The organism is Shewanella sp. AC34-MNA-CIBAN-0136 (genome assembly GCF_040309945.1).
Lineage (GTDB): Bacteria > Pseudomonadota > Gammaproteobacteria > Enterobacterales > Shewanellaceae > Shewanella.
Genome location: NZ_JBEOPJ010000005.1, coordinates 272,204 through 287,355, shown reverse-complemented (window position 1 = coordinate 287,355; position 15,152 = coordinate 272,204). Strand labels below are relative to the sequence as shown.

Sequence of the window (15,152 nt, the reverse complement as noted above, 5' to 3'; positions counted from 1 at the left end):
CGAGCAGGAATTAAGACTCTACAATCGTTAATCAAGGATCCACAAGCATGCTATTAAATTCGTGGGGATCCCTCAGGCTCTGAGTTGATCCCAACTGATGTCTTTAGTAAAGCGAAAATGTACCAGTGGATGTTTTTTGAACAATATAGTCATGAGCCATATATTGCCGTTGCACGCTTTATTCAGTTGTATTTAGGGTTGCCTGATGATCGTTTAGTTGAATATCACTCACTGCACGTTAAAGGCCATAAAGCGCTTGCGGTTATGGAGACTGAACTTGCTAAGCAACCCTTTCTGTGTGGTTCGCAGCTTACCTTAGCGGACATTGCTTTGTTTGCGTATACCCATGTAGCTCATCAAGGTGGCTTTGAGTTAGCCCATTACCCAAAGATTAATCAATGGTTAATACGCATAAAACAGCAAGCTGGGTTTGTGCCGATGGAGAGTTAATTCTTTACTATTTTTATGAATATCTTTTGATTTTCATGTGTTGTCTGTCGCTATAAATTTGTTGGTATTATTAATAAAGTATTAAATACTGAATAGGCGATAAAAAGCATAATTGTGCCGACTAAGACATCAATCACGCGTTGAACTTTCGGCGCACCTAACCAAGGGGCAAGTTTAGCGGCGCCAAGTGCAATAGTATAAAACCGCAAAACCGACGCCAGTATGGTATCTATAGCAAATGCCCATTTTTCGTTACCATCAAAAGTGCCGCCCACGCTACCTAATATCATCACAGTATCTAAATACACATGAGGGTTAAGCAAGGTGACCGAAAATGTGGTGCCGATAATTTTTTTACGACTATTAGCTGCTGTAATATGTGTTGCAATTTGGTACTGATTTCGCAATACATTTTTGAATGATGTTGAAGGTAAAGCTCGTACGATTAATAGGTTAAAGGCTGGCCAAGCTTTTGGCGTAATTTCGGTGCAATCTACACCGATTAAAGGTTGTCAATTAACTCGATTAGGCTGTGTCGACTATCTGCTAGTGGCGTTACCTGAGTTTAATCGTCATTATTTCCCTAACGGCATTAGTGCTGACAGCCTTAGAAAAGCACCGGGTATTGCGTTTGCTCATAAAGACAATATGCACACACGTTATATTCAACAGCATTTTAGTCTGATGCAAGGTGAATATCCATTACATGCTGTGCGTTCATCAGATGCTTTTGTAACTATGGCTAAACATGGTGCTGCCCATTGTTTAGTACCAAAAACGCAAATTAAACCAGAACTAGCCACTGGTGAGTTAGTGCACATATGTAAGGACCATATCATCACTGAAACGCTTTACTGGCACCATTGGATTTTACTTAAAGGTGTCTATAAAGACGTTTCAGATGCCATTATTGCCCACGCTCAAGAGGTATTAGATTAAGCTAAACTTTGATCTACCTAAACTGAGAATGACCAAAATTGAGACCTGCCCATGCAGAGAAAAGCCTAGCGTTGATTATCCATGACTAATCAACGTTTGATTCTCTTCGGTAGGAACAAGGGTATCGGCAACTAACAACATGGCAGAGGTTAGTTCGGATAACTGGGCAGCGCTAATAGTATAAGGCGGCATTATGTAGATATAGCGGCTAAATGGCCTTACCCACACACCTAAGTCAACAAAGGCTTTTTGTAAGGCTGCGGTATTCACTGGCGAGTGCATTTCGATTACGCCGACACTGCCAAGTACTCGTACATCTTTAACCTCTTTTGACGCCATGGCTGCGGGTAAGGTGCGGATTAAATGCGCTTCAATGTTTTTTACCTGTAGTTGCCAATCGCCGGCAAGCAATAAGTCTAAGCTAGCGGTTGCTGCAGCACATGCTAATGGATTCCCCATAAAAGTAGGGCCATGCATAAACACACCGGCGGGAGAATCACTAATACCATTGGCCACTTCGTCACTGCATAAGGTGGCTGCGAGGCTAATATATCCACCGGTTAAGGCTTTACCTACACATAAAATATCGGCCTCAATATTAGCATGCTCATAAGCGAAGAGGGTGCCGGTGCGGCCAAATCCGGTAGCGATTTCGTCTAATATCAATAGCACATCGTATTGGTCGCAAAGTTGGCGCAGTTTAACTAAATAAGCTGGTGAGTAAAAACGCATTCCGCCAGCGCCTTGCATGATGGGCTCAATAATTACGGCTGCAATATCTTGGTGATGTTGAGCAAATGCAGCATCTAAAGCCAGTGAATCTGTTTGATTAAGGGGGTCATTAAACTTAGACGTTGGCGCAGGGATAAAGACTTGTTCAGTGACATTATTACCGAACATGGTGTGCATTCCACCATCAGGATCACATACGCTCATTGCGGCAAAGGTATCGCCATGATAACCACTTTTTACGGTCATAATCCGCTGCTTTTGTGGTTGATTTCGGCCTTGCCAATATTGCAGCGCCATTTTTAATGCAACTTCTACTGCAATTGAGCCCGAGTCGGCTAAAAAAACCTTAGTTAAATTATCACTCGTCATCTGCACTAAGCGTTTTGAGGTTTCAATGGCTGGCTGGTGGGTTATGCCACCAAACATCACATGACTCAGTTGTGATAACTGCTTTTGCATAGCCGCTAAAATGGTCGGATGACTATAACCATGGACACAAGACCACCACGAACTGGTGCCATCTATAAGTACCTTGCCATCGTCTAAAGTCAACTCGCAACCTTGAGCGGAAATGACTCCATATACAGGCAGAGACTGGGTCATAGAGGTATAAGGGTGCCATATATGTTGTGCATCGAAAGCGTAATCGATAGTGGTATTTGTGTCGGGAAGTGCCATAATTATAGGTGCTCATCATTTGACCACTAGTAAAGCGCAAAGTGGTTGTTGCGTTGACAGTTTACGGGCTCAGGGTATCCTAGCCAACATAAAATCAAAATAAAGGAATGAACCATGTCGTTAGCTGAAGTTCGTCACGATTGGCAAAAAGCACAAATTGAAGCATTGTTTGCGCTGCCTATGAATGATTTATTGTTTAAGGCTCACAGTATTCATCGTGAAACGTTTGACCCTAACGAAGTGCAGATAAGCCGCCTATTGTCGATTAAAACCGGTGCATGCCCTGAGGACTGTAAATATTGTCCACAAAGCGCACGCTATGACACTGGCCTTGAAAAAGAACGTTTGCTTGAAATTGATAAAGTATTAACCGAGGCTAAAAGTGCTAAAGCTGCTGGAGCATCGCGTTTTTGTATGGGGGCAGCCTGGCGTAACCCGCGTGACAAAGATATGCCATATTTAACGCAAATGGTAAAAGATGTTCGTGCCTTAGGCATGGAAACCTGTATGACATTAGGCATGTTGTCATCTGAGCAGGCCGGGAAATTAGCCGATGCTGGTTTGGATTACTACAACCATAACCTTGATACCTCACCAGAATATTACGGCGACGTTATTACCACTCGCACCTATCAAAGTCGCTTAGATACGCTAACAAACGTACGTGCATCTGGGATGAAAGTCTGTTCTGGCGGCATTGTGGGTATGGGCGAACAAGCCACAGATCGCGCCGGTTTATTGCAACAATTGGCCAATTTAGAACAACATCCAGATTCGGTGCCAATCAACATGTTAGTCAAAGTGGCCGGTACGCCGTTTGAGAATATAGATGATCTTGACCCGCTTGAATTTGTGCGCACCATTGCTGTAGCCCGCATTATTATGCCTAAGTCGCGGGTGCGTTTATCTGCAGGACGAGAAAGCATGAGTGATGAACTGCAATCTATGTGTTTCTTTGCTGGTGCTAACTCTATTTTCTACGGTTGTAAGCTATTAACTACAGCAAACCCAGAAGAAAACGATGATATGAATTTGTTCCGTCGTTTAGGTTTGCACCCGGAACAAGGCCCACAAGCCCACATCGAAACAGATAACGCATTATTAGCCAAAGCTAACGCCATACAAGATAAGTCGACCAAGCAGTTTTTTGACGCAGCAGCGCTGTAATTAAGCATGACGTCATTAGGCCTGCCTGCGATTGGGAAACACCCAATAGCTTTAAGGATAAGTGAAAAGCTTGCTGAACTAAACGCAGCAGGTCTTTTACGCCAGCGACATGTGACAGCAACGTCGCAACAGTCAGTATTGATTGATTTTAGTCATAATGATTATTTGGGTTTAGCCCATGAACCAGCGTTAGCACAAGCACTTTACGACGGTGCAACAGTATATGGTGTGGGCAGTGGGGCATCACCGCTTGTAAGTGGTTATAGCCAAGCCCATGTGGCGCTGGAACAAGGTTTATGTGAGATTACCGGTCACCAAGCTTGTATGCTGTTTAGTTCAGGCTTTAGTGCCAATAGCGCGTTAATGAAAACCTTGTTTAACCCCGATGATACGGTCATTGCTGATAAATTGGTGCATGCCTCTGTCATTGACGGTTTAAAAGACAGCGGCAGCAAAATTAGCCGATTTTTGCATAACGAAATCAATAGCGCTGCACGCATTATTGAACGAAATCCCAATACCGCAGTGGTTACCGAGAGCGTATTCAGTATGGACGGCGACATAGCCCCCATTGTTGAGCTATCGGATTTATGTAAGCAACATGGCTGTTGGCTCATTGTCGATGATGCCCATGGTTTTGGGGTATTACCAAGCTCGTTTGTTAATGCCGATAATGTCGATATTCAAGTCGTCACCTTTGGTAAGGCGCTAGGCTGCCAAGGCGCCGCTATTTTAGCCTCCACAGAAGTGATTGATTACTTGGTTGCGACGTGTCGTGAGTATATTTACTCAACCGCTTTATCGCCAGCCAATGCTCAATTAGCATTAGCGGCAATTAATTGGCAACAAACTCACCCAGAATTATTGGAACAATTAACGGCTAATATCACATTGTTTAGGCAACTCGCATTAGTAAATAAATTGAGTATTATGTCTTCTACTACCGCAATTCAACCGATTATGATCGGTGATAATCATCAGGTTATCGCTATTGCGCAGCAGTTAAAACAACGAGGTTTTTTAGTTGGAGCTATTCGTTCACCAACGGTGCCAAAAGGACAGGCGCGTTTGCGGATTACTTTAAATGCACAGCATAAAGCCGCTGATATTCAATCACTTGTGAGCACTTTAACTCAGCTTATTCACCAATATAGTGATACTGACGCAAAGCTAGGTGCATTAGCGCCACAAACAGTGGCTAAATAAATCGTATCGATGAGACTCTCATGACGTTAGATAATCTAGTGGCAAGCAAATTTTCAATCGCCGCATCTCATTACAAGCAACATGATGTATTACAACGTATTACCGCTAAGCAATTATTAGACAATGCGCATCTATTTGGCACCTTACTTGATGTGGGTGCCGGTCCTGGTACGAGTTTTCATGCCTTTGATGTTAAGCAGGTCGTTGCGGTTGATATCGCTCATGGCATGCTTAAGCAATTAACCAAACAACACCCTGATTATTTACCGATATGCAGCGACGCACAGGCGCTTGGATTACAGAGTGCTTCCATTGACAGTATCTATTCTAATTTAGCCTTGCAATGGTGCCAAACGTTACCACAAGCATTTGCTGAGTTTCATCGAGTATTGCGACAAAATGGTGAGTGTCATCTTAGTGTAGTTGTTGATGGCAGTTTGGCTGAATTACAAACATTAGGCTTTAGAGTTAACCCATTTTATTCCGTATCGGCACTTAATGCCGCATTGAGTGCATCTCATACGACTGTGGATGATTGGCACAGCATTGATATCCATGTTGAGAGTATTAGCGTGTATTTTGATGATTTGCGCAGCTTGCTGTACTCAATAAAGGGTGTGGGTGCGTCGTTTGCTCAACAAGACGAAAACAATGCAACACAACATCAGCCACTCACAAAGCAACAATGGCAGCAACGCATCGTACTTGCAGAAACAATGCGTACCGATAAAGGCTTGCCATTAACTTATCAAATTGCGTATATCCGCGCCAAGCGAGGTTGAAACGATGTTGTACTTTGTGACAGGAACCGATACCGACAGCGGTAAAACCTTAGTTTCGGCTGCATTATTATCCAAGGCTCAAGGCCATAAATGTGGCTTTAAACCGATAGCATCAGGATGTATATCCACCGACGCGGGCTTACGCAACAGTGATGCCTTAATGCTAATAGCTCAGTCGAATATGGATTTACCGTATCAAGTGGTGAATCCTATTTGTTTTGAACCCGCTATAGCGCCGCACATTGCCGCCAAACAAACTAATCAAACATTAACGGCTCAACGTGTACTTGATACTATCTACCATCCCGCGATGTTAGATGCAGATTTTGCCTTGATAGAAGGTGCTGGTGGCTGGCGTTTACCACTAGGTAATGGTGAGTATTTATCTGAGACTGTTAAATTATTGCACGCCAAGCTACAACAAATTCAGCTGGTTCAAGGCCAACAGGCGATATCTCAGGTTGAGGTTATTTTAGTTGTAGGCATGAAACTAGGCTGTTTAAACCATGCGTTATTAACTCAAGAGGCTGTGTTGGCCGACGGATTGTCGATAGCGGGGTGGGTTGCTAATCAAGTGGACCCTGATATGGCTTTTATTGACGATAACCTCAACAGTTTACAGCAGATGATGCAGGGACCATTTTTAGGTTATGTGCCTCATTTAGCCAATGCAACAGCTGAACATGCCGCGAGTTATCTGCAATTACCGAAATAATTCGTAGTCGAAAATATTAAGCCCAACTTTGCCCGCAGTTAGCTTTTCAGTATGAGCAGGCAAAAGCGGGCGATCAATCAATTGATATTACCAGAATGATTAGTTTGCGATTGGCATCACTCTATTACGACCTAAGCGTTTTGCTTCGTACAGTAATTTATCGGTTGCTTCAATTAATTGCGATACATTTTGCTTAGGTTTCCATTCAGCAACACCAAAAGATGCGGTTATCGAATCAATAACCTTGTCACTGCGTCTGTCTTTGACACTGAGTTTTTCGAGCGCTCTGCGAATGCCTTCAGCTAATTGTCTAGCAACTCTAAACTGACTACTTGGCACAATAATGGCGAACTCTTCACCACCAAAACGGTACAATTTAATTCCGTCACGGCAGGCTTCTTGGATCCGTTTCGCAACGGTTTTTAGGACTAAATCACCAAGTTGATGACCAAAATTATCGTTGAAGGTTTTAAAGTGATCAATATCAATTAAAATCATGCAGGTACCCGCAGGGGCTGAACTTATTTGCGCTTCAATGTCAGTGTTAAATGCACGGCGATTTAACACATTGGTTAGGGCGTCAAATAGCATGTCTTTTTCAGATTCAGCTAAACGAGTTTTGAGAGTATCAATCTCTGATTGAGCTTTTTGGAGTTGTTCGGTAAAACTCACGGTACTAGAACGGATGCTGGAAGATTCTTTAACGATATTTCTAATAATACCAATCACTTGCTCGAGAGAAAAACCTTGATTTTCAAGATCGCTTAATTTTTTAAAATCTTTATCAATTTGATTTTGAAATGTCTCAGTGTCCAAATTAGTATCTTTGAGTGACTGAGATAACTCACATACCATAGCATCAAGGTTCTTACGCATGTCGCGCACATCTAGCTCGACCGGATCAGCCACATGTTTACGATATAACAATTCGCTGGTCACTGGTGAACAGGTTTGATTTTGTTTTACTGCAGTATCTAACTCTTGATTAAGTAACGGGTTTTGTTCACCCACGTAAGCATACCAAAGCGCGTAGTTTGTTGGTGTTGTGGGTATTCTATATTTTAACATTAACGGAACAGCTTTTTTCAAATTGGCTGCAGCGGTTTGCAGTAGAGTGTTCGACATTAAGTGCCTCATGATCCGGGCTAAGGAAAGACTTTAAAAAATCTACAATTGAAGTAAATATAACAATAATAGCAGAGTTTGTACCATGATATTATAGTGATACAAATAACAAAAAAGCATCCGAAGATGCTTTTTTAGTGACTTGAATCATATTAAAAAACGTAAGAGACAGCAAACATTGGGCCAGTAAAGCTGTAGTTTATATTGTAATCAAAAGTACGCTGTTCAATATTACCGACATTACGTGTTTTTTCGATAGTGACATCAACATCATAATAGTTGTAAGCCAGTTTTAATGACCAATTATCGCAAACCTTAGCTTCAACACCTAAACGGATATCGATAAGTGATCCATCTACATCATCATATTTGATAGCAAAATATTGGGCGTGAGCATCAAATGTCCAACCAGGATAAAATTCGTAAGAGCCGTAAAGGCCAATGTCTGGTAGAGGCGCCGTTAGAGTATCGTCTATCACTTCAGGTGTTGCTACTGCATCGTTGCATAAACTGGTTAAGGTTGAGTCTGGCACGCAAATACCGATAGTGCCTTTAAAAGCGGTTTCGATAAACATGGTATGTATACCAACGGATACTCCAACAGCGTAGTGAGTTCCTTGCCATATGTCATAACCATAGCCAATTCGCAGAATATCAATATTGAGTTCGGTATTCAGTTTGGCGCCAGTTTCAATCAGGTAGTCTTTTCCATCAATATCTTCAAGAATAAAATCTTCTGATACCGTTTCAGTGTCTGCTTTGCGATCCAACGACTTCCAATCAATATAAATACTATGGCGTTGGTTAAAAGAGAATGTGAATTCAAAGTAGGGTAAGTATTGCTCTTCAGCAAGTAGCAGTTCATCTTCAAAGTCTACCGGGAATGTTCCGCCTGTTTTAGGGTTTGTAGCGATGAAGTTTGAATCTGAATTAGCATAAAACATACCGATATCAAGGGTATATTTATCGGTAACTGTTGAGTTGTTAGTTGATAGTTCCGTTTCTGCCGCAGCAGTTCGAGTACCTAATATCAACAACACTATACAAATAAAAGATCTTATCATTGAAACTCCGCATTTATTATTTTTTCTATATCACAGGATATGCGTCTTCATATGATGCTTTTGTCGAATTTAATACCTAACCTATTCAGCGCTGATATCCCAAATAAGGATTATCAAAATGCGCAGCCATAAACATTAAGTTAAAATAAAAACGACAAACTGTTCAGTGCATATACTAGCACCTTGCTACTAAATGTGAAGTATTTGTATAGAATTATTGCGCTAAATCAAGTTTTCGTTAATAGCTTGAACTCAACGGTGTAAAAACAACCATTCCAGCGAAAAGTCAACACGGATAAAGGCGCCAGAGCATTGGCGTAGCTGCGGTGGGTGACAAAAATGTGACAGAACAAGAAAAGTAGAGCAGGATGTTGACTCTACTTTTACTACTCATATAACAAATATGTTACATGTTTAATGTGGCGACTTTAGCCGTTGAAAGATAGTTTATTCTGACTCATCGGTGTCAGAAGCATCTTCTTCTACATCGTCAAATTCAATTTCAACTTTAGAGCTTGCTGGCGCGTGAATTGTCCCAACAACAGCATAAAATGGTTTGCCTTTTGCTAGACGACAATATTTAGACCACAATAGCTCCATTGGTGTTGTTGCAGGTTTTTTACCCTGTAAAACGTTAACAAATTGGTCTTCGTCAACATGACAAGGTAACTGCGAGCCATCGGCTAAATTTTTCATTGCTTGACCGTGTTGTTCAAGCAACTCAGCTTCCTTATTGGTAAAATCACCACAACGTTTAAATCCTTTTGGGAAATTCACGTCATCATAGAAGCGTTTAGTAGATTGAAAACTGTTGCTATGACCATTGGTGTTAGCATCAATACCTTGTTTTGCATTGATAAATGATTGCTGAGACATGGCTAATACCTTCTAGATTATGAGATATAAAGATTTGCAACTGGAGTATTGGCTAGTATTATCATTTTTTAAATCAAAATATTTTGTCCTTAATGGTAAAGAATTTTTATGGATACAGATTTATTAAAAACCTTCTTAGAAGTGTCCCGTACTCGACACTTTGGTAAAGCGGCTGAAAATCTATACCTCACTCGAAGTGCTGTCAGTTTTAGGATAAAGCAATTAGAAAATATTCTGGGTATAGAGTTATTTGAACGCTTACGTAACAACATTCAACCAACTCCGGCAGGTGAAAGAATGCTCGGCCATGCTGAGGCCGTGCTTAACGCCTGGGAAAGAGCAAAACAAGATATTATTTTAAATCAGCAGCACAGTGCTCAGTTAGCGTTGTCGGCTGGCGATAATATTTGGGATGCTTTTTTACAAGGTTTTTTACAGCCATTACATTTAGGCTTGGAAGGAGTGGCTTTAAGAACGGATGTGTTACCTGCAGCAGTAATGACTCGTCAACTTATTGAACGAACCTTAGATATTGCGATTACGTTTGATCCTCCAAAGCTTGATGGCGTTATATTAGTTAAGCTTGCTGAAGTAAAATTGTATTTAGTCTGCAAACAAGCAGGCGTTAAGCTTACTCAAACACCTACTTTACCTTATATAAAAGTAGATTGGGGGACTGCCTTTAATATCACTCATGCTCAGGATTTTACCATGTTACCTTTGCCGGTATTACATACAAGTTCTGCTCGTATGGCGTTGGACTTTATACTTAATAACGGCGGATGTGCATTTTTGCCTGAGGCACTCATACAGCCTTATTTAGATAACGGGACTCTGTATGTTGTCGATGATGCAAAATGTATCCATCGGCATGTGTATGCTGCTTATTGGGCTGAAAATGAAAGACTTGCTTATATTGAACAAGCCATTTCAATTTTGACTACCGCTAAGCACACTAAATGATATTCGTTTGGCTGTTATTAAAACAGTAATGGCCAAATAACGATGCCCCAAGTGATGGCACATAATACTAAACTGATAAAGACTGCTGCAGAAGCAATGTCTTTTGCCTGACCACTGAGTGGATGGATCTCATCACCAATCCGATCAACTACCGCTTCAATAGCGGAGTTCAACAATTCTACAATCAATACAATTAACACCGTCATGATAAGCAAAATACGATCAGTACTACTGATATTGAGTAGTAGTGCAATAGGTAGCATTAGGCAAGCAAGCACGGTTTCTTGTCTGAATGCCGCTTCATTTTTCCACGCTGACTTTAGCCCTAGCATTGAAAATCCTGTCGCTCGAAATACGCGTTTTAGACCATGATTGTTCTCTGGTTTCATTTTGCTCATTATCTTTTTGATGTTCATTCCGTAGATTGTAACATTCTGTTCATATGCATCCAGCGGTTATTTCGGTCTTATGATGTGCTGTAGAGCAGAAAAAACATTTATCGTTGTGCTGATATCTGCCCTCATCATGCATCGATTTATATCAAAATAAGCCCGACCAATGAATGGATAATTCTTCTGTTTGTACTAGGCTCACTTAACATTACAGATAATCATTTTAAACAGGCGTAAGTCTTTCGTCACGAATGGCAGGTGTTATAACAGTGTTTTGAGCGGTATTGCTCGGAAGTGACTTGATGCCCAATACAGTAAACACTTGAGGCATTGAAATAAACTTTTGAACAAAAACGAAAACGAAAAGACACTAAATGGATTTTATTATTAGCAAGGATTGCATATGCGTAAGCTACCTTATATTTTAATTTTGGTCATTAGTTCACTGCATTGTTTTACGATAAAGAGTGAAGTGTTATCAATTCCTCCTATTCAGTTAGCAACAAAGTATCAACAAGATATCGACGTCACTGAATACTTAATCAGCGAGAAACTCGATGGCGTTCGAGGCTATTGGGATGGCAGTAATATGCTGACTCGCAGTGGCCGAAAAGTGACTCTACCTGCGTCGTTTACCCTTGGTTTTCCTAATACTGCTATTGACGGTGAACTTTGGTTAGGTCGTAATCGTTTCGAAGATATTTCTGCATTGGTTCGACGTCAGCAAGTACCTGATAAAGAGTGGCTGGAAGTCAAGTTTATGATGTTTGATTTGCCACGACATTCCGGCCCCTTTATTGATCGCTATTTAGCAATGAAAATGTTGGTAGAACAAACGGCCTCCATACATTTACAGGTCATTAAGCAGGGGCCAGTGGTTTCAACGGAAGCTTTGTTTACACTGCTTGATTCCGTCGTTAATGCTGGCGGTGAAGGATTGATGTTACATTATCAGCAAGCGCATTATGCTGTCGGCCGCAGTGAGTATATTGTTAAGCTCAAACCCAAATATGACGCTGAAGCTGTAGTGATCGGTCATACAGAAGGTAAAGGTAAATATAGAGGTAAGCTAGGTGCGTTAATCGTAAAAACACCTGCAGGGATCGTGTTTAATATAGGCAGTGGTTTAAGCGATAAACAACGAGAAAATCCACCTTTAGTTGGTTCGATAATTACTTATCAATATTTAGGCTTAACTCAAAAAGGGACACCAAGATTTGCTACTTTTCTACGCCAAAGGCCATCACAATAACGCTCAAACTTGCTGACATGTTGCGTGGTGTATTATTAAATAATAATGGTAAAACTAAATGTAGAACTAAGTCTGGAACTACAATGGGTAATGATCCTAACTTCGGTTAAGGCATTGGCAACATAATTAAGTGATGGTATAAAACTGGAGATAATGGCGGTTATCAATGATCGATGATAAATATCTTTTAAATGTTCGCTCGGTGTTGTTTGTCTGTATGGGCAATATTTGCCGTTCGCCGACTGCAGAGGCAGTGTTTAGGCAACAAATGAAACGTCACTCGCTTCAACTTGATATCGATTCTGCAGGGACTATTGCTTATCATCAAGGGCATGCTCCGGATAGTCGCAGTATTATTGCTGGCAACAAGCGCGGACTTGATTTTTCAGGAATGACAGCTCGGCAGGTTATCGATGCTGATTTTGAACGATTTGATTTGATTTTAGCGGCAGACTTTGCCAATTTAGCTGATTTGAAACAAAGGTGTCCTGTCCATTTACGATATAAATTACAGTTGATATTAAGCTATGGTGATTCGTTAGTCGAAGAAGTACCTGACCCATATTATGGTGGTGAGCGAGGATTTGAGATGGTTATCGATTTACTTGAAGCCAGTTTAATGGCATTGGCGATTAAGTTAGCTAAACGTTGAAATATAATCAATTAACTAAGAAGATTTAACTAAGGCTACTTATCTAGGTTAATTAATTATGGTTACTTAATTATGGTTACTTAATTATGGTTACTTAATTCAGGCTACTTAAGCATGGCTGTTCACTCTGAATGATAAGTGCTAGGCCGGCATTGATGTTGACGACCTAGACTTTGTTCGGCTTAATCGTTATAACGTTTACCGGATCGTTTAAGTTTCTCTTGCTCTATTTTCTGCTGTTTAATGAGTTCTTTCTCAGCTAATTTACGTGCAACTTCCTCTTTTTCTATTTCAGCCATCGCTGGAGTTTCAAGGCTTAATAGTCCGATTTTCCCTGAGCGGTATTCATGTAGTAAGAGTTCAGATACTTTATGGTAATCAACTCGTGCGCCAGGGCGAAGTGCTCCGCGGGAACGACTGATAGCTTCGAGTAATTCGATATCGCTGGCGGGTAGCGATTGAAGCTTATAACGTTCGCAAATTTCGTCGGGATAGGCTTTAAGGAAATAGCCAGCAGCAAACATTGCCACATCTTCGTATTCCATAGCGGTATCTTTAATTGCACCAGTGACAGCAAGGCGATAGCTACTGGCTTCATTGTCCACCTTTGGCCATAAAATACCCGGAGTATCCGATAGTACGATTCCGTTACGTAAGTTAATACGTTGCTGACGTCTTGTGACTGCAGGTTCATTACCTGTTTTGGCTATAGTGCGACCCGCTAAGGTATTAATAATTGTAGATTTACCAACATTAGGAATACCCATGATCATGGTGCGGATGTCTTTTTCCATAATGTCACGGTGTGGCACCAGTTTACGGCAAAGATCAGGAATACTTTTTACCATACTGGGTTGTAAACTTGTGATTGCTGATGCCTGAACGCCTTGTTCACGTTCTAGGTATTCAATCCATTGGGCGGTAACCTTAGGATCGGCTAAATCAGATTTATTCAGTAATTTAATGCAGGGTTTATCACCACGTAGTTGTGACACCATCGGATTTTCACTGCTGTATGGAATACGTGCATCGAGCACTTCAATAACGAGATCCACTTGAGGCATTGCCTCCTCGATCTCTTTACGTGCTTTGTGCATGTGTCCTGGATACCACTGAATTGCCATGATGTTGCCTTATAAACCGGAGAGTAAATACAATAAATACAAAAGTGATATTCTACCTCGTTAGCAGATTAAATGCATAAAAAAAGCGCCCGAAGGCGCTTAGTATCATTGCTAAATGAAGCATTAATGCTTAAATAACGCCTAATTCACGTAATCTTTCCTGTAAATAGCTGTCAGCGGTATAACGCTCTGATAACACGACTTCTGGATTCGGATGCAAAAACAGCGGTAATGAAATCCGTGATTTGGTTTTGTCTGCCCCTTCAGGGTTGATTACCCTATGTGATGTCGAAGGGAAATAGCCACCCGATGCTTCTTGCAACATGTCACCGATGTTAATAATGATGCTGCCAAAATCGCTAGGTACGTCAATCCATTCACCGGTTTTGGTTTTCACTTGTAATCCAGGTTCATTTGCTGCAGGTAATATAGTGATGAGGTTAATGTCCTCATGCGCTGCAGCGCGGATAGCGCCCATTTCTTCATCACCTTTCATTGGTGGATAATGTAAAATCCGCAATAAGGTTTGCTGGCTTTGTGCAATCATGTCTGGTAATGGAATCGTATATTTTGCCGCAACATCTGCGGGTGTATATTTTTCAATCCAGCTGAGTAATTCCGCCGCTAGGGTGTTGGCATGCTCATAATATGCAAGAATATTGGATCTAAGTGAATCAGGAATACGGCCCCAAGGATACACATGATAATATTCTTTGATATCTTTTACATTGTTACCTTTGGCTGTTTCAGAAATCGATGCAGGAAAAAATCCATCGTGTGTTTCTGACTTGAACAAAAAGTCATGTTTTTGTTCAGATTGGAAGAAGTTGTACCACTCTTTATAAATGTCTTCGACAAGTTGCTTTTGAATAGGGTGATTCGATAGTACCCCAAAACCTGTTTGTTGAAGCGATTCAACAAAGCGCTCAGCGCTATCTGGTGCTAAGTAATCAATTGTATTTAGTTTCATTATATTTTCTTATTAGTGTGTTGACCCACTGCTAATGGTAACCTTAGTCACACTTTGTCGCAATT

17 protein-coding genes are annotated in these 15,152 nt (G+C 41.1%); 9 read left to right on the top strand and 8 right to left on the bottom strand.

Going from position 1 to position 15,152, the window contains the following annotated elements; genetic code table 11:
• Window positions 1-84: 84 nt before the first annotated feature.
• Window positions 85-450, top strand: a complete 366-nt coding sequence (locus AAEY94_RS07370) for a glutathione S-transferase C-terminal domain-containing protein (RefSeq protein WP_350978180.1) — start codon at window positions 85-87, stop codon at window positions 448-450.
• Between the two features lie 50 nt (window positions 451-500).
• On the opposite strand, the gene AAEY94_RS07365 is transcribed toward AAEY94_RS07370, so the two are convergent.
• Window positions 501-857: a LysE/ArgO family amino acid transporter gene (locus tag AAEY94_RS07365; protein ID WP_350978179.1), complete on the bottom strand. Its 357-nt coding sequence runs from the start codon at window positions 855-857 to the stop codon at window positions 501-503.
• A 7-nt stretch (window positions 858-864) separates the two neighbouring features.
• Here AAEY94_RS07365 and AAEY94_RS07360 point away from each other — a divergent pair, with 7 nt between their 5' ends.
• A complete protein-coding gene (locus AAEY94_RS07360) occupies window positions 865-1,389 on the top strand; it encodes a type 2 periplasmic-binding domain-containing protein (protein ID WP_350978178.1) in 525 nt (174 codons plus the stop codon).
• Between the two features lie 75 nt (window positions 1,390-1,464).
• Here AAEY94_RS07360 and bioA read toward each other — a convergent pair whose 3' ends face one another.
• Window positions 1,465-2,799: an adenosylmethionine--8-amino-7-oxononanoate transaminase gene (gene bioA / locus AAEY94_RS07355; RefSeq protein WP_350978177.1), complete on the bottom strand. Its 1,335-nt coding sequence runs from the start codon at window positions 2,797-2,799 to the stop codon at window positions 1,465-1,467.
• Window positions 2,800-2,913: 114 nt separating this feature from the next.
• Between bioA and bioB the strand changes: the two genes are divergently transcribed.
• Genes bioB through bioD form a run of 4 tightly spaced genes read left to right on the top strand, consistent with a single transcriptional unit; the run spans window position 2,914 to window position 6,669 of the window.
• Window positions 2,914-3,966: a biotin synthase BioB gene (gene bioB, locus AAEY94_RS07350; RefSeq protein WP_162023394.1), complete on the top strand. Its 1,053-nt coding sequence runs from the start codon at window positions 2,914-2,916 to the stop codon at window positions 3,964-3,966.
• 6 nt (window positions 3,967-3,972) lie between these two features.
• Entirely contained in the window at window positions 3,973-5,172 is a 1,200-nt protein-coding gene (locus AAEY94_RS07345; protein WP_350978175.1) for an aminotransferase class I/II-fold pyridoxal phosphate-dependent enzyme, read from the top strand.
• A 20-nt stretch (window positions 5,173-5,192) separates the two neighbouring features.
• Window positions 5,193-5,954, top strand: coding sequence for a methyltransferase domain-containing protein (locus tag AAEY94_RS07340; protein WP_350978173.1), 762 nt, complete (start codon window positions 5,193-5,195; stop codon window positions 5,952-5,954).
• A 7-nt stretch (window positions 5,955-5,961) separates the two neighbouring features.
• Complete coding sequence (gene bioD / locus AAEY94_RS07335; RefSeq protein ID WP_350978186.1) at window positions 5,962-6,669, top strand: dethiobiotin synthase; 708 nt, start codon at window positions 5,962-5,964, stop codon at window positions 6,667-6,669.
• A 99-nt stretch (window positions 6,670-6,768) separates the two neighbouring features.
• Here bioD and AAEY94_RS07330 read toward each other — a convergent pair whose 3' ends face one another.
• From AAEY94_RS07330 to AAEY94_RS07320, 3 genes are all read right to left on the bottom strand, one after another.
• Window positions 6,769-7,794 (bottom strand): GGDEF domain-containing protein, encoded by a 1,026-nt coding sequence (locus AAEY94_RS07330; protein WP_192115143.1) that lies wholly within the window; start codon window positions 7,792-7,794, stop codon window positions 6,769-6,771.
• Window positions 7,795-7,946: 152 nt separating this feature from the next.
• Window positions 7,947-8,858, bottom strand: a complete 912-nt coding sequence (locus AAEY94_RS07325; protein WP_101086798.1) for a porin family protein — start codon at window positions 8,856-8,858, stop codon at window positions 7,947-7,949.
• A 447-nt stretch (window positions 8,859-9,305) separates the two neighbouring features.
• A complete protein-coding gene (locus AAEY94_RS07320) occupies window positions 9,306-9,734 on the bottom strand; it encodes a MaoP family protein (protein ID WP_101086799.1) in 429 nt (142 codons plus the stop codon).
• Between the two features lie 108 nt (window positions 9,735-9,842).
• Here AAEY94_RS07320 and hdfR point away from each other — a divergent pair, with 108 nt between their 5' ends.
• Window positions 9,843-10,697, top strand: coding sequence for an HTH-type transcriptional regulator HdfR (gene hdfR / locus AAEY94_RS07315; protein ID WP_101086800.1), 855 nt, complete (start codon window positions 9,843-9,845; stop codon window positions 10,695-10,697).
• Between the two features lie 17 nt (window positions 10,698-10,714).
• On the opposite strand, the gene AAEY94_RS07310 is transcribed toward hdfR, so the two are convergent.
• Window positions 10,715-11,086 carry a diacylglycerol kinase gene (locus AAEY94_RS07310; protein ID WP_101086801.1) on the bottom strand — a complete coding sequence of 124 codons (372 nt, stop codon included), beginning with the start codon at window positions 11,084-11,086 and terminating at the stop codon, window positions 10,715-10,717.
• Window positions 11,087-11,492: 406 nt separating this feature from the next.
• Here AAEY94_RS07310 and AAEY94_RS07305 point away from each other — a divergent pair, with 406 nt between their 5' ends.
• Complete coding sequence (locus AAEY94_RS07305) at window positions 11,493-12,341, top strand: DNA ligase (protein WP_162023388.1); 849 nt, start codon at window positions 11,493-11,495, stop codon at window positions 12,339-12,341.
• A gap of 166 nt (window positions 12,342-12,507) precedes the next feature.
• Window positions 12,508-12,993 (top strand): low molecular weight protein-tyrosine-phosphatase, encoded by a 486-nt coding sequence (locus AAEY94_RS07300; protein ID WP_350978170.1) that lies wholly within the window; start codon window positions 12,508-12,510, stop codon window positions 12,991-12,993.
• A gap of 182 nt (window positions 12,994-13,175) precedes the next feature.
• On the opposite strand, the gene ylqF is transcribed toward AAEY94_RS07300, so the two are convergent.
• Complete coding sequence (ylqF, locus tag AAEY94_RS07295; RefSeq protein WP_101086803.1) at window positions 13,176-14,117, bottom strand: ribosome biogenesis GTPase YlqF; 942 nt, start codon at window positions 14,115-14,117, stop codon at window positions 13,176-13,178.
• Between the two features lie 130 nt (window positions 14,118-14,247).
• Entirely contained in the window at window positions 14,248-15,087 is an 840-nt protein-coding gene (locus tag AAEY94_RS07290; RefSeq protein ID WP_162023386.1) for an isopenicillin N synthase family dioxygenase, read from the bottom strand.
• Between the last annotated feature and the right edge of the window lie 65 nt (window positions 15,088-15,152).

What these genes read in the sequence shown, in the direction of transcription:
- bioA (WP_350978177.1), bottom strand. Translation starts at nt 2,799, where the DNA reads ATGGCACTTCCCGACACAAATACCACTATCGATTACGCTTTCGATGCA.
- bioB (WP_162023394.1), top strand. Translation starts at nt 2,914, where the DNA reads ATGTCGTTAGCTGAAGTTCGTCACGATTGGCAAAAAGCACAAATTGAA.
- AAEY94_RS07345 (WP_350978175.1), top strand. Translation starts at nt 3,973, where the DNA reads ATGACGTCATTAGGCCTGCCTGCGATTGGGAAACACCCAATAGCTTTA.
- AAEY94_RS07340 (WP_350978173.1), top strand. Translation starts at nt 5,193, where the DNA reads ATGACGTTAGATAATCTAGTGGCAAGCAAATTTTCAATCGCCGCATCT.
- AAEY94_RS07330 (WP_192115143.1), bottom strand. Translation starts at nt 7,794, where the DNA reads ATGTCGAACACTCTACTGCAAACCGCTGCAGCCAATTTGAAAAAAGCT.
- AAEY94_RS07325 (WP_101086798.1), bottom strand. Translation starts at nt 8,858, where the DNA reads ATGATAAGATCTTTTATTTGTATAGTGTTGTTGATATTAGGTACTCGA.
- AAEY94_RS07320 (WP_101086799.1), bottom strand. Translation starts at nt 9,734, where the DNA reads ATGTCTCAGCAATCATTTATCAATGCAAAACAAGGTATTGATGCTAAC.
- hdfR (WP_101086800.1), top strand. Translation starts at nt 9,843, where the DNA reads ATGGATACAGATTTATTAAAAACCTTCTTAGAAGTGTCCCGTACTCGA.
- AAEY94_RS07310 (WP_101086801.1), bottom strand. Translation starts at nt 11,086, where the DNA reads ATGAAACCAGAGAACAATCATGGTCTAAAACGCGTATTTCGAGCGACA.
- AAEY94_RS07305 (WP_162023388.1), top strand. Translation starts at nt 11,493, where the DNA reads ATGCGTAAGCTACCTTATATTTTAATTTTGGTCATTAGTTCACTGCAT.
- AAEY94_RS07300 (WP_350978170.1), top strand. Translation starts at nt 12,508, where the DNA reads ATGATCGATGATAAATATCTTTTAAATGTTCGCTCGGTGTTGTTTGTC.
- ylqF (WP_101086803.1), bottom strand. Translation starts at nt 14,117, where the DNA reads ATGGCAATTCAGTGGTATCCAGGACACATGCACAAAGCACGTAAAGAG.
- AAEY94_RS07290 (WP_162023386.1), bottom strand. Translation starts at nt 15,087, where the DNA reads ATGAAACTAAATACAATTGATTACTTAGCACCAGATAGCGCTGAGCGC.